This window comes from Pseudomonas sp. EL_65y_Pfl1_R83, from assembly GCF_963970695.1.
In the GTDB taxonomy this organism is placed as follows: domain Bacteria; phylum Pseudomonadota; class Gammaproteobacteria; order Pseudomonadales; family Pseudomonadaceae; genus Aquipseudomonas; species Aquipseudomonas tritici.
On the sequence record NZ_CAXAQI010000002.1, the window covers coordinates 371,278 to 385,252 of the forward strand.

At 60.7% G+C, this 13,975-nt stretch carries 10 protein-coding genes and 1 pseudogene; 6 read left to right on the forward strand and 5 right to left on the reverse strand.

What is annotated here, in order from left to right; translation table 11 throughout:
- Positions 1-64 precede the first annotated feature (64 nt).
- The gene (locus AACY08_RS03880) at positions 65-2,785 is read left to right on the forward strand and encodes a hypothetical protein (RefSeq protein WP_339468180.1); all 2,721 of its coding nucleotides are present in this window, start codon (positions 65-67) and stop codon (positions 2,783-2,785) included.
- 67 nt (positions 2,786-2,852) lie between these two features.
- On the opposite strand, the gene dsbG is transcribed toward AACY08_RS03880, so the two are convergent.
- Genes dsbG through dsbD form a run of 3 tightly spaced genes read right to left on the reverse strand, consistent with a single transcriptional unit; the run spans position 2,853 to position 6,168 of the window.
- A complete protein-coding gene (gene dsbG / locus AACY08_RS03885) occupies positions 2,853-3,614 on the reverse strand; it encodes a thiol:disulfide interchange protein DsbG (protein ID WP_339468182.1) in 762 nt (253 codons plus the stop codon).
- Complete coding sequence (locus AACY08_RS03890; RefSeq protein ID WP_339468184.1) at positions 3,590-4,441, reverse strand: TlpA disulfide reductase family protein; 852 nt, start codon at positions 4,439-4,441, stop codon at positions 3,590-3,592. The genes dsbG and AACY08_RS03890 overlap by 25 nt, the downstream gene beginning before the upstream one ends.
- Positions 4,441-6,168, reverse strand: a complete 1,728-nt coding sequence (dsbD, locus tag AACY08_RS03895; protein WP_339468186.1) for a protein-disulfide reductase DsbD — start codon at positions 6,166-6,168, stop codon at positions 4,441-4,443. The genes AACY08_RS03890 and dsbD overlap by 1 nt, the downstream gene beginning before the upstream one ends.
- 161 nt (positions 6,169-6,329) lie before the next feature.
- Between dsbD and AACY08_RS03900 the strand changes: the two genes are divergently transcribed.
- From AACY08_RS03900 to AACY08_RS03920, 5 genes are all read left to right on the forward strand, one after another.
- The gene (locus tag AACY08_RS03900) at positions 6,330-7,010 is read left to right on the forward strand and encodes a response regulator (protein WP_339416552.1); all 681 of its coding nucleotides are present in this window, start codon (positions 6,330-6,332) and stop codon (positions 7,008-7,010) included.
- Complete coding sequence (locus AACY08_RS03905) at positions 7,007-8,329, forward strand: ATP-binding protein (RefSeq protein ID WP_339468188.1); 1,323 nt, start codon at positions 7,007-7,009, stop codon at positions 8,327-8,329. The genes AACY08_RS03900 and AACY08_RS03905 overlap by 4 nt, the downstream gene beginning before the upstream one ends.
- A 124-nt stretch (positions 8,330-8,453) precedes the next feature.
- Positions 8,454-9,221, forward strand: a complete 768-nt coding sequence (locus AACY08_RS03910) for an N-acetylmuramoyl-L-alanine amidase (protein WP_339468190.1) — start codon at positions 8,454-8,456, stop codon at positions 9,219-9,221.
- A gap of 177 nt (positions 9,222-9,398) precedes the next feature.
- Positions 9,399-10,793, forward strand: a complete 1,395-nt coding sequence (locus AACY08_RS03915) for an aspartate aminotransferase family protein (RefSeq protein ID WP_339468192.1) — start codon at positions 9,399-9,401, stop codon at positions 10,791-10,793.
- 82 nt (positions 10,794-10,875) lie between these two features.
- A complete protein-coding gene (locus AACY08_RS03920; protein ID WP_339468194.1) occupies positions 10,876-11,100 on the forward strand; it encodes an MbtH family protein in 225 nt (74 codons plus the stop codon).
- Between the two features lie 113 nt (positions 11,101-11,213).
- Here AACY08_RS03920 and AACY08_RS03925 read toward each other — a convergent pair.
- Positions 11,214-11,723, reverse strand: a pseudogene (locus tag AACY08_RS03925) (M20/M25/M40 family metallo-hydrolase); the annotation flags it as partial.
- A gap of 17 nt (positions 11,724-11,740) precedes the next feature.
- Complete coding sequence (locus tag AACY08_RS03930; protein ID WP_339468196.1) at positions 11,741-13,906, reverse strand: mechanosensitive ion channel family protein; 2,166 nt, start codon at positions 13,904-13,906, stop codon at positions 11,741-11,743.
- Between the last annotated feature and the right edge of the window lie 69 nt (positions 13,907-13,975).

Consider the following 13,975-nt stretch of genomic DNA (forward strand, 5'->3'; position numbering starts at 1 on the left):
TAAGGGAGACCCTTGGCTTCAGATCGAGCCAAGGGAACAGCCCCTGGAACAAGGAGTTCTTACCATGGCTAAGAAAGTCCCGGCGTCGAACGCACCCTCTAACGTTATCAGAGCGCCAACACCCAAGCGACCAAAACCCAAAGCTCTTGAAGTAGACAGTCCGTTAGTTTCCAGTGAGCAGAACGGAACGGTTGCGACCTCTCGCATGGTGGGTTCATACCTGACATTTGATTCACGAATGGACAAGGATGAACCCATTATCGCCAGCTTCCGCACCAAGGAAACACCTGGGCTGGCGTTCGAGGATATTGTGTATTCAGGCGGTGTGTCTGGCGCCGACGAAACTGAAATTCCACTGCGTTACATGACGGCGGCAATGGGGAAAACGCTCGTCATTTCGTATACCGGGAAAGTGCAAGGGCAGGTAGCCGCTTCTTTGAACAAAGAAGTCTTGATCGAGTTTTACCAAGCCAACGAAAGTAAAAAGTACGCACCTTATTTTCTTCACGAAAAAATCTATCAAAACTCACCTGTCATTGACATGCACGATTTCAAAGGGGACGGCATCGTCAAGACGGAGATTCCTTATCTTGCCCAAGTAAATGATAGATTTTACTGCACCCTTGTGACTCAGCAATTCAGTGGAAAGCCCGTTTTCTATACAGTGGCTGATGGATATGCGTTAACAGCTGAGGATATAGCTTCGGGCGAACTCACTCATGCTGTTAGACGTACTTGGCTGGCGCGACAAATACCGCTCTATGAGTCAATGACCCTGCAATGCGCCTACATCACGAGTGGCGAAACGGCCCAGCCTCCAGCTGACGTTACTAATCCTGATGAAGAGACCCGTCTTCCGAGAAATGCCCTTCAAATCCAACATCGCCGCACGGCTGCTTTCATTGGGGATCAAGGCCTTGATCTTCAGCCTGCGCATCTGCGGCAGTCCGCATTTTTCAACGAAGACTGGTGCCTTAACCCGGAACTCACCAAGCAGGGAGGGAACGTGGACACTCCCGGCTTGGACACCTATGCAGACGACCAAATCTGTTTTTATGTGAGCGGGCTGGGTTATGCGAGTAAGCCACTTGGATGCGTGACAATTGCAAACGACGGGGACTTGGCAACCATCGAGCTATCGCCCTGTGTCATTGCCTGCTTTTTTAACAAGGCGATGACGCTGACCTACACCGTGCAATTCCCCAACAGCAATGGATCACAACAATCACCTGAGCGAGTGATTAATGTGTCGCTGCCCCAATTTCCTCACGCTGAGGTCGAACAGGCAACGGGCGACGTCGTAGATCTCAATACATTCCCAATGGACGCGATTGGTTTTACGCCTGTCTGGGCCTATGCCGAGTGTGCGAAATGTTGTTGGATGTGGATTACGGGTGAGCGTGAAGACGGCAGTGCTTTGCGTTTTGATATTTTGATGGATGCGCCTGTTACAGACGCTTGGAAGGCTAAGGGCGTTGATGCCCCCATCCTCAGGGTTGAGCTGCAAAATCTGGCGGATTGCAGCGAATTCGACCTGCACTTTGCGGCGAGTTTTTGTGACAAATGTGATGTGGCGAGCGCGCACGCATTCCCTGTTCAAACCTTCAAAATCGAGCAGGAGCCCTTGGTGCTGATCGAACCCACCGTGAGGGAAGCGGTGCTTGACCAATTGACCGCTTACAACGGGCGCAATGGCGTACAGGTTGAAGTAAATTATGTCGGCAATAACCCCAAGCACACCATCAGCGTCTGCTGGAAAAAGCCTGATGGTACTTGCTGGCCGTTGGCATCCCAATCCGGCAGTGTTTCGGGGCCGGTCATCTTTCCTCTGCCACCGGAAGCCGTGATCGAGAGCATGGGTAAAGTAGTGGAGATCATTTCCATCGTCACCACCGCCTGCAAGGTGCAGACCTCACCGCCCTTGAACTTAAACATCAGTTTGCCTGTGCGACTGGAAACGCCAAACGTGCTGGAGGCGACGCCGCCCAAGACTCAGAATGCCGTTCTGGACCTGAGAACATTTATTGGGAATGCCAGTGCTCTCGAAGATCCGATGTGGTTCTTGCGGGCAGGGCAGAAGTGCTGGCTGCAGGCAGCCGGGACGGATAAAAACGGCAATCCTTACGCGTTCAATGTGTACGCGGCCAGAGCGATTAAGGTGGCAGAGGAAACAGCAGGGGTGGCGAGTCCTGTATTGCGATCCGAGTTGGACAAGTTGAAGGACAAAACCAACCTGACCCTCACCTTCAAAGTCACGCCGGACGGCAGTTCAATTGAGAGCAATGCGGTGGTATGCCCATCGCGGGTACTGGAGTTAATAGCACCACCCGAGATTCGTTATGAACACTTCACTGGAGTGGCCGACAGACTTATCTTGGCGGGGCAGAGCATTACTACTCCGACGATGGAGATCAACTTCATTTCAGGCCCTGGTCCAGCGGGTATCGCAACGTACTTCGCTACCCCGGGGCTGTTGGAGGGGCCAGCAATCGTATTGTGCAACGGCGCCGACCAAGCGCCATCTCTGCAACTCCTACGCCTGGATTTAGCTTTCGAATGCAGGAGAGTGATGTTCGCTTACACATGGAGTCACCTTCCAACGCAACTCACCTTCTACAGTGCGTCGGGTGTCTACTTGGGGGGGGTGAACCTGAATGGAGCCAATCAGGGGGCTCCGCTCCAGGGCTGGGTGGACTTTAGCGCACCCGGGAGCTCAAAAATCGGGCGTATAGAGATACGCAGTGGGGACTACATGTTTTTTGACTTCTTTACATTCTGGTTGTAGCGACATACGAAAACGCCCATGCAAGTTGCATGGGCGTTTTTTTAAAAGTTGACCGGTTCGGATGCGCTTACTTTGGCCCCATGATCTTCACCAGTTTATCTGGCGAAGGCGCCCCTTGCTGCTGCTGCAACCCCCCCTTGTCATCCAGATAGAAAATCGCCGGCGTCGCCGATAACTCCAGCTCCTCCATCAACTTCATATTGGCATCAAGCTTGGCCTCGATATTGGCTGGGATCTTGTCCAGTGCCTGCAACTTGCTGCCTTTGCCGGCGCCTTCATGTTCTTCCAAGGCTTTTTGCGGGTCTTTGGCGGCGAACAGCGCGGCGGATTTGCCTGGGCTGTCTTCGCGGATAATGCCGACCATGATGTGGCGCAACTGCACTTTGCCGGCTTTTACCCATGGGCGTGCCTGTTCCCAGAACATGTTGCAGTACGGGCAGTTGGGGTCGCTGAACAGGTAGACCGTGCGTGGTGCGTTGACGTCGCCGTCCTGGATCCAACTGCTTTTTTCCATCTTGGCCCAGACTTCCTTGGCCATCGGTGCGTACACCAGCTTTTCCAGGGGCGCGGTGCTCAGGTCGTTGCCTTGGGCGTCGTACAGGTTGCCGGCGATCACACTTTTGCCGTCAGCGGTCAGGTACAACGCCATGCCACGGTTCTGGTACTGCGCGGCGTAGCCGGTGAGGCCGCTGGGGGCGTCGAATTTGCCGAGGATCTTGGCGCCCTTGGCCTCGATCTTTTTGATCGGCGCCGGCCAGTCTTCGGCCTGCGCCAGGGCGGCGGCGAGCGTCAGCGGCAGCAGGGTCAGCAGGTGGCGGAGGCGTGGCATGTTGGTTTCCTTGTGGCAGCGGGAGCGAAGTCGAAGGGTTCCATGGCGCGGGCCAGGCTGGCTTGGGACAGTTCACCCAAGTGGCTGTTGATCAGGCGTCCGTCGGCTTGGTAGAACAAGGTGGTGGGCAAGGCCATCGAGCCCACGGCCTGGCCGAGGCGGCCGCTGGCGTCGAACAGCACGTTGTCGAGGGTCAGGCCCTGTGTCGCGAGGTAGGTGCTGACGCTTTGCATGCTTTCGGCCTGGTTGACGAACAGGAAGGTCACGTCGGGACGGTGGTGTTGGGCGCGTTCCAATACCGGCATTTCGCGACGGCACGGCGGGCACCAGGTGGCCCACAGGTTGATCACCAGCGGGCCGCCCTTGTAGTCGGCCAGTTGCACCACGTCGCCGTGGGCATTGCGCAGGGTGATGTCCGGCAGTTGCGAGCCTTTGTCGTAGAGGTTCAGGGATAAACTGGTCACGCCCCAGAACACCAGGCCGGTGATCACGCCAGCACTCAATGGCTTGCGCAGGGCCGGGCGCCGCCAGCCGTAGGCCAGGGCGCCGAGTACCAGAGCGATCACGCCGGGCCAGGCGAGGAAACCGCCGTCGCGCAGGTCGACCATCTGCAACGGGTCGTGCCGGTAATCACTCCAGTACATCAGTACAAAGGTGACGCGAGCGACCAGCATCGCCAGCAGGAACAGGCTGAACAGCACCGATTCCGGGTTTTCACCGCCACGCTTGGCCACGCGCCAGCCCACCAGGGTGGCGAGAATCAGCGCGCTGATCAGCAGCAAGTGATTCAGGGCGATGGCGAAGGTGCCGATGGTCAGGGTCAGCATCAAAGGGCGTCCCGGGTGTGCGTCCAGCGTTGCAGGAAGGTGGCGGCATCGACTTCGCCGGTGATGCGTTGCGCGCGGCGTTCTTCACCGTCCGGACCGATCCACACGAAGCTCGGTGGGCCAGGGATTTTGTAGCGGCCGAGCAGCGCGCGGCTGGCGGCGTTGTCGGCGGTAACGTCGAGGCGCAATAGGCGCACGTCTTTCAGGGCGTCCATGACGTCGGGTTTGCCGAAGACCTGTTTTTCCATGATCTTGCACGACACGCACCAGTCGGCGTAGTAGTCCACCAGCACCCATTGGCCCTGTGCCTTGGCGCTGTCGAGTTGGCTTTGCAGCACGGCGGGTTCTTTGATGGTCATGAACGCGTCGTGGGCGGTCGGTGCAGCGACGGTCTGCGAGCCGCCGTAGACTTTCAGCGGTTGCCACAGGTCATCGCTGCCGCCGGCTGCACCGACGATCAGCACGGCGCCCCACAGGCCCAGCACCAGGGAACCGGCACCAAACACCTTGGCCGCGAGGCCGTATTCGCGGGCCAGCGTCCAGCCGCAGTAAGCCATCACCAGCGCGAGTGCGCCCCACAGGCCGATCCACAGGCTTTCGCCAACCACTGGGCGCAGCATCAGCACGGCGGTGCCGAGGAACAGGAACCCGAAGACCCCCTTGAGCACGTTCATCCAGGTGCCCGGCTTGGGCAGGAAGCGATTACCCACGGTGACCAGCAACAACAGTGGGATGCCGATGCCGATGCCCATGGCGAACAGGATCAGGCCACCGTGCAGCGCATTGCCGCTCTGGGCTATGTAGAGCAGGGCACCGGCCAGCGGCGCGGTCATGCATGGGCCCACCAGCAGGCCGGACAGTGCGCCGAGCACCCCGGCGCCGACCAGGCTGCCACCGCTTTGCTGGCGGCTGACGTTGTCCAGGCGGTCGCGCAGGACGGCGGGCAGTTGCAGTTCAAAGAAGCCGAACATCGGCAGGGCAAGGATGACGAACAAGGCGGCGAAGCTGCCGAGGATCCACGGAGTTTGCAACAGCGCGGCTAGATTGCTGCCGAGCAGCGCGGCCAGTACGCCCAGTGCGGCATACACCAGCGCCATGCACACCACATAGCTGCTGGCCACGGCAAAACCGCGACGCGGGCTGGCGCCACTGCCGACGACCAGACCAGCGAGGATCGGCAGCATCGGCAGCGAACAGGGGGCAAACGCCAGCAACAGGCCTAGGCCGAAGAACAGCAACAGGCTCCAACCCAGGCTGCGTTGTTGCAGGCCACTGGCCAGGCTTTGGTCCTGAGCTTCAGCAGTCGCTGCGACGGCCGGGTTGCCGCCAAGGTCCACGGTGATCGACTGCGGCGGATAGCACAGGCCCGCATCGGCACAGCCCTGCCAGCCGAGCTTGATCTGGCCGGTTGCGCCGGCCGGGATCTTCACTTCAAGGCCTTGGCGATACACCTCTTGGTCACCGAAGAATTCATCGCTATGGGCCTCGCCTTGCGGCAGCGCGGGCTTTTCAGTTAGGCCATCGAACTTCATGCGCTGCTTGTACAGGTAATAACCGTCGGCAATCTGCCAATACAGCTGGGTCTCGCCACTTTCAAGACGTTCGGAGGTAAAGGTGAAGGCTTTGCCCACCGGAAGGAAATCGGGTTTGGTCTCAAACGGGTTGCCTGGCGCGGCCTGGGCAAACCCTGCGAACAACACCAGCAGAAAGGTAAACAGATGCCGCATGGTCAAGCCTTAGTTCGATGCAAGTAGGCACACAATGTGTGGCGTTGATTAACCGATGATTAACCGGGGCTATTCTAGAGGGAGTGTGGATCATTTAGCGGCATAATCTGCGCTTAATCCGCTGGACTTCTAATCCCCCCATCTTTCATGAAGGGTTCACCATGCACGTACTGGTCTGTGAAGACGACGAACTGATCGCCAGCGGCATCGTGGCCGGCCTGACCGCCCAGGGTTTTACCGTCGAGCGCGTGGCCTCGGCTGGCGCGGCGCGCGCCATGCTCAAGGCGGCGACATTCGACATCATGGTGCTCGACCTCGGCCTGCCGGACGAAGATGGCCTCAAGCTGCTGCAACAACTACGCAGCCAGGGCCTGGAAATCCCGGTACTGATCCTGACCGCACGGGACTCGGTGACCAACCGCGTCGACGGCCTCCAAGCCGGCGCCGACGACTACCTGCTCAAGCCCTTCGACCTGCGCGAACTTGCCGCGCGCCTGCAGACTCTGCTGCGGCGCATGGCGGGTCGCAGCGTCAACCTGATTGAGCACGGTCGCCTGGCCTACGATCCGAGCAGCCGCGAAACTTTCCTGGGTGGCCAGCCAGTGGACCTGTCACGCCGTGAACAGGCGTTGCTGCAAGCCCTGCTGCATAACAAAGGCCGTGTGCTTTCCAGTGAGCAACTCAAGGACAGCGTCTACGGCTTCAGCGATGAGCTGGAAAGCAACGCGCTCAACGTGCACATCCACCACCTGCGGCGAAAATTGGGCAATGGCATTGTCGAGACCGTGCGCGGCCTCGGCTATCGCCTGGGCTCGGCTGACGGGGGCGAGGACGCGTCGTGAAAAGCCTGCGCCTGCGACTGACGTTCAAGCTGGGCGCCGCTTTTGTGCTGATCTGGGCCCTGGCGGCGGCCTGGATGCTCAGTGATCTGCGCAACCAGATGATGTTCTCCCTCGACCAACGCCTGGTGGCGTCGGCGCGCATGGTGGCGGGGCTGACCGAGCAGATGCCGGGCCTCGCCAGTGTGGGTGGCGACGCGCATTTCCATGGGGCGCAATTGAATGTTCCGGGGGGCATGGCGTGCCAGGTCAGCTCCTTGCGCGGTGAAGTACTGGCGCGTAGCCACGCCACGCCGGATGAAGGGCTGGAATCGCGCCAGAGTGGTTTTCGTGACCAGGTGATCGAGGGCGTCAACTGGCGCAGTTTTACCCTGTCCCGTGGCGACCTGTTGATCACCACCGCCGACCGCCAAGTGGAACGTGAGGCGCTGAACCTGTCGATCCTGCTGGCCGCTTCGGTGCCGGTGGGTGTGGCGATGCTCGGCTGCCTGTGCTTGTTGTGGCTGGGCATCGGCCAGAGCCTGCTGCCGCTCAACCGCATGCGTGACGCCTTGATGCGGCGCAGCGCCGACTCTCTCGAGCCGCTGCAGATCCACCCATTGCCCAGCGAACTCAAACCGCTGCTCGACACTCAGAATCAACTGTTGCAGCGTATCGCCAAGACCATCGAGCGCGAACGCCGCCTCACTGGTGACGCCGCCCACGAACTGCGCAGCCCATTGACGGCGATCAAGACCCACCTGCAAGTGGCGCGCATGACCGACGGCGCGGCCCGCGATCAGTCCCTGGCCCATGCCGAGGCGGGCGCCGACCGTTTGCATCGCACCCTGGAGCAGTTGCTGTTGCTGGCGCGCGTGGAAGGCAGCCTGTCATTCGACGATGGGCTGCAGTCCAGCGCCCAAGAAGTGGCACGCCTGGCGATCCAGGATGCGAATGCCGGCGACAATTCGCGCATTGACCTGATCCTGCCGGACAATCTTTGCGCCACCCCGGTGGAAATGCCCGTGGGCCTGGCAGTCGCAGCCCTGCGCAATCTGCTGGACAACGCCTTGCGTCACACGCCGGCGGATACGCGGGTGGAACTCAGTGTATTCACCGACACCGACAACGTGGTGTTCCGCGTGCGTGACCACGGCACGCAGATTTGCGCCGATGACCTGCAATACCTGACCCAACGCTTCTGGCGCAATGGCAGCAGCGAAGGCTGCGGCTTGGGGCTGGCGATCGTGCAAGCCATTGTGCAGCGGTGTTCCTGTTCCTTGAAATTCGACAGCCAACCGGATGGCCTGCGCGTCGACCTGGGCATGCCGCTGCGGCGCTGACCACTTTTCTTTCACGTGCCAAATAGTTACCGCCCTCCTGACGCTCAAGTCTTCAGGATGGCGGTAATTTTTTTGCGCTTGAACGGGCTGAACGACTCAGCCTTTATTGAAAAGGACGGTTCTTATGTTGGTCATCGATACCAGTTTTCCTGCTACGGGCTTTAACGAACGCAACGGTGAGCCTGTGGGGCAGGTCATCCTGCATTACACCGCGGCGCCTTTTGGCTCCTCCCTGCGCACCCTCACCCAGGATGGGGTGAGTGCGCACTATCTGCTGCCCGACCCAAACGATCCCAGCTACCGCGCGGCTGGCTATGAAGAGTTGCGTGTCTTGCGCTTGGTGGAGGAAGACAAGCGCGCCTGGCATGCCGGGGCCAGCCATTGGGCAGGGCGCGACAACCTCAATAGCCGCTCGATTGGCATCGAGATCGTCAACCTGGCGCGCGATGACGGCGGCGTGTTCACGTTCCCTGAGTACGGTGAGGAACAAATTGAGATGTTGATTGTGTTAGTGCGCGACATTCTCGGGCGTTACCCACAGGTTGGGCCCACGGACATCCTCGGGCATTCGGATGTGGCGTACGCGCGCAAGAGTGACCCCGGGCCCCGGCTGCCGTGGCAGCGCCTGCATGAAGCGGGGCTGGGGGCCTGGTTTGATGAAGCGACGCGGGCGATGTATCAGCGCCGCTTTTGTGCCGGATTGCCACGGGAAGCCGAGGTGGAGCGGGCATTTCAGCGATTCGGGTACGCTCCTGCGAAGAACCGGCAGGGGTTTCAACAGCGGACGCGGGCGTTTCAGATGCACTTCAGGGCGCGGGATTGTTGTGGGTTTCTGGATGGCGAGACCTGCGCGATTTTGTATGCGCTGAATGAAAAATACCGCGGCCTCTGATTCCGAGCGCGCTCCCATATTTGGTTTTTCATGCATCAGTTAACGATCGCCGGCCCTAAATCCCGTCGGCGCTGGTGCGTTTCCAGAACAGTAAATCCGTTCGCACGCTCCCTCGGGGCCAGACGCCAGCGGATCGGCAGTTTGGTCACCACCATCAGCGTATTGAGGGATCGAGAAATGTCAGTCGCTACCAGCCGTATCGAAGACGCCCAGGTACATGAAACGCTCTACCAGTTCGACGAAACCCCGCTGCTCGCCCGCCAGCGTCAGCAGGAGTCCAACGCCCGCAGCTACCCACGGCGCATTCCCCTGGCGCTCAAACGCGCCAAGGGCATTTACGTGGAAGACGTGGAAGGCCGCAGTTTCATCGATTGCCTGGCGGGCGCCGGCACCCTGGCGCTGGGGCACAACCACCCGGTGGTGATCGAAGCTATCCAGCGAGTGCTGGCCGATGAGCTGCCGCTGCACACACTGGACCTGACGACGCCGGTCAAAGACCAGTTCGTGCAGGACTTGTTCGGCCTGTTGCCGCCAGCGCTGGCGCGGGAAGCGAAGATCCAGTTCTGTGGCCCTACCGGCACCGATGCCGTGGAAGCCGCGTTGAAACTGGTGCGCACCGCCACCGGTCGCAGCACTGTATTGTCCTTCCAGGGCGGTTACCACGGCATGAGCCAGGGCGCCTTGAGCCTGATGGGCAGCCTGGGGCCGAAGAAACCTTTGGGCGCTTTGCTGGGTAACGGCGTGCAATTTCTACCGTACCCCTACGACTACCGTTGCCCGTTCGGCCTGGGTGGCGCGGAAGGCGTGCGGGTCAACCTGCATTACCTGGAAAACCTGCTGAATGACCCGGAGGCTGGTGTGTTGCTGCCAGCGGCGGTGATTGTCGAGGTGGTGCAAGGCGAGGGCGGGGTGATTCCGGCTGATCTGGACTGGCTGCGCGGCCTGCGTCGCATCACCGAGCAAGCGGGTGTGGCGTTGATCGTGGATGAAATCCAGAGCGGTTTCGGTCGCACCGGCAAGATGTTCGCCTTCGAGCACGCCGGCATCATCCCGGATGTGGTGGTGATGTCCAAGGCCATCGGCGGCAGCCTGCCGCTGGCGGTGGTGGTCTATCGCGACTGGCTCGACACCTGGCTGCCGGGCGCGCATGCCGGTACGTTCCGTGGCAATCAGCTGGCGATGGCGGCGGGATCGGCGGTGATGCGCTACCTCAAGGACCACGACGTGGCCGGCCACGCAGCGGCTATGGGCGAGCGCCTGGGCGAACACCTGCGCATCCTGCAGCGCGACTTCCCGCACCTGGGGGATATTCGCGGTCGCGGGCTGATGCTCGGCGTCGAACTGGTTGAGCCGAATGGCGCACTGGATATCCAAGGCCATCCACCCGTGCATCGCCAACTGGCGCCGCTGGTGCAGCGCGAATGCCTCAAGCGCGGGCTGATCCTGGAACTGGGCGGTCGACACGGGAGCGTCGTGCGTTTCCTGCCGCCGCTGGTGATCACTGCCGCGGAAGTTGATCGGGTGGCGGATATCTTCGGTCGCGCGTTGGCGGCGGCGGTCGCCAGCCTCTAATTTTTTTGCAACTTGATACGTTTCTATAGATATCAGTACTGCGCGCCGTGCGTAGCCAGCCTTTTAGCGATGGAGAACAGCAATGACCTCAGTATTTGACCGCGACGACATCCTGTTTCAGGTAGTGGTCAACCATGAAGAACAGTACTCCATATGGCCCGACTACAAAGCCGTGCCGGAAGGCTGGCGGACGGTAGGTAAGAGCGGCATGAAGAAAGAGTGCCTGGCCTACATCGAAGACGTCTGGACCGACATGCGCCCGCTGAGCCTGCGTCAGAAAATGGAGGGTGCCACGCTGACCAACTGATACACCGTGACCCAATATGGGAGCGGGCGTGCTCGCGAATGCGCAGTGTCAGTCAAAGATATTCTGGCTGTCCCACCGCATTCGCGAGCAAGCCCGGCCCCACAAAAAAGCCCTAGAGTGCCTGGTTGGCGCTCGCGCATGCCGGTCAGGATCTTCGCAGTGCTCAGCAGAATGGCGACGTGGGCGTCGTGGCCGCAGGCGTGCATCACGTCGACTTCCTTGCCCAGGTAGGTGCCCTTGGCTTTCGAGGCGAAGGGCAGGTCGGCGACTTCCTTGACGGGCAGCGCGTCCATGTCGGCGCGCAGGGCGACGGTCGGGCCGGGCAGGGCACCTTTGAGCACGGCAACAACGCCGGTGCGTGCTACGCCGGTTTTCACCTCGAGGCCGAGGTCGCGCAGCTGCTTGGCGACCCGCTCGGCCGTGCGGGTTTCGGTATTGCCCAATTCAGGGTGGGCGTGAATGTCGCGGCGGGTTTCCAGCAGCGCCGGCTCAAGGATTTTTGCCTGCGCGGCGATTTCCTCCCGGGCACTGTCCTGGCCGCTGCTGGCGGCAATCACCGCACTGCTGGCGACCCCGCAAAGCATGCCGAAGACCCACGGGTGTGTCAGACCGGTTAAACGCATAAGGACCTCTCCTGAGTTTATTGTTGTAGCGCTTTCTCCTTCACAGTGCCGGCGGTGACCACCTGCACACTCAAGCGCGGCGTCGCCAGGTCCAGCCCGGCTTCATCCAGATGACGCTTGAGCGACAGGTTGAACGCCCGCGACACTTCCCACTGCTTGATCGGCGCCGTCTTGAAGCGCGCACGTAGAATCGCACTGCCCGACTCGAAGCTCTCCACGCCCTGAATCTCCAGCGGCGACCAGATGTTGCGGCGCTGCAGTGGATCGTTGCGCATTTTCTGGCCGACATCGCGCATCAGCTTGATCGCGTCGTCGACTTCCATGTTGTAGGGGATCGCCACGCGGAAGATCGCGTAGCCGAACTCCCTCGAGTAGTTCTTGATGCTCTTGATCTCGCTGAACGGGATGGTGTGCACAATGCCGTCGATATCGCGCAGGCGCACGGTGCGGATGGTCAGGCCTTCCACCGTACCGAGGTGGCCACCGACATCTACATAGTCATCGATGGCCAGGGAGTCTTCGATGATGATGAACAGGCCGGTGATCAAGTCTGCCACCAGCGATTGCGCACCAAAGCCAATGGCCAGGCCGACCACACCGGCACCGGCCAGCAACGGCGTGACGTTCATGCCCATGTTCGCCAGGGCAACAATGGCAGCGATGATAAAGATGGTCACAAACAGCACGTTGCGGATCAACGGCATCATCGTCTGCGCGCGGGCATTGGCCAGGCCTTTGCGCGAGCGGGTGAGCGCGTGGTGGATCGCGGTGTCGCTGAGGATCCAGATCAGCCAGGCAAACAGCAGCGTGCCGCCGAGGCCGAACAGCTTGACGCTGATTTCATGCCCGTCGCCTTCGGTAAAGCGAATCAGCGACAGGCCCCAGACCCGCAGGCCCAGTTCGATAAACACCAGCCAGACCACCAGATGCGCCAGGGTATAGACGAAGCTCTTCAGCCGCTCGGAGTACAACGCATGGCGTTTGTGCCCGCGTTGCGGCTTAAGCGCATGGCGGCGAACAAGGCCATTGATCACCATGCACAACACCAACAAAACGGTGCACAGCAGCGACTGGCGCAATGCCGTGCTGGTATCGCCGGCAGACACGAAGGTGGCGAACAGCGAGATCCCCACCAGCAGCAAGGCCGGGATGTACCAGAAGGTGCCGACGATCTCGATGGTGTCGCTGAGCGCGCGGCGGGTCAGGCGGCGCGAGAGGGGTTGGTTACGGATCAAGTGCGCGATCGGCCGGCGGAAACGCAGGATAAAGACACCCGTGGACAGCGCCGCCATCACGTTGGCGATGGTCGCCGCCGTGTGGGCCAGGTGCTGGCCAAGCGCTGTGACCAGCCTGGGGTCATTCAAGGCTTCGCCAAAGGCGGCGAAACTGCCGATTAACCACAGCGGTCGGAAAGCCTGGTGGCGCAGGATATACAGCGCGCGGTGACGGTGCGGGCCGTCCAGTACAGAGAAGGCAATCACGCAGATCGCCGAGAAACAGGTGCCTACCACCAGCGCATAGGCCAGCACCATCGCCAAGGATTTACCCAGTGACGACGGCAGTGCGTAGCTCAGGTAAACCGTGATGATCAAGGCGATCAGCCATGGTCCCAATTTGCGTAGGGCGAATCGCACCATGTCCCAGGTACGCGGGTGTTGCGGCAGCTCTTCGGGCAGGCCGAAGCGCTCGCGTACGCGGTGGCTGAGCCAGATCAGCGCAGCGGCGAGCAGGCTCCACACGGCCAGGATCACGGCGAACCCGAAAATGATCGGCAGCCATTCATTGGCCGGCATGATCAACGCACTGAGTTCATCCTTGGCCTGGTCGACTTCGTTGGACCAACGCCCCAGTGGGCTGTCGGCGCCGTAGAACTGTGTTTCCAGGTTGGCCAGGGTGCCGCCGATCAAACCCAGCACGCCTCGCTCGGCGGCGGGTTGGGCTTTTTGCGTAGCGGCGCGCAGCTTCTTCAGGTCGCTGAGCAGTTGGGTGCGCTGCTGGTCGTTTTCGAGTGTTTTGATCACCTCGTCCAACGACTCGCCCAGGGGGACTTCGGCCTGGGGTTGGGCTTTGTTGGTGCTGCCCAGCAGGCCGGGCAAGCCCACGGCGTGGGCAGGTGTGAGCGGCAGCAGCGTGAGCAGGGCAATCAGGCAAAAGCAGGGCAGGGCAAACAGACGGGAAAGCACGAGCGGTCAACCTTGAAAACGACGAGTAAACCCGAGTGTACGAGGCCGCTATGCCAGATGCGAGTGCAT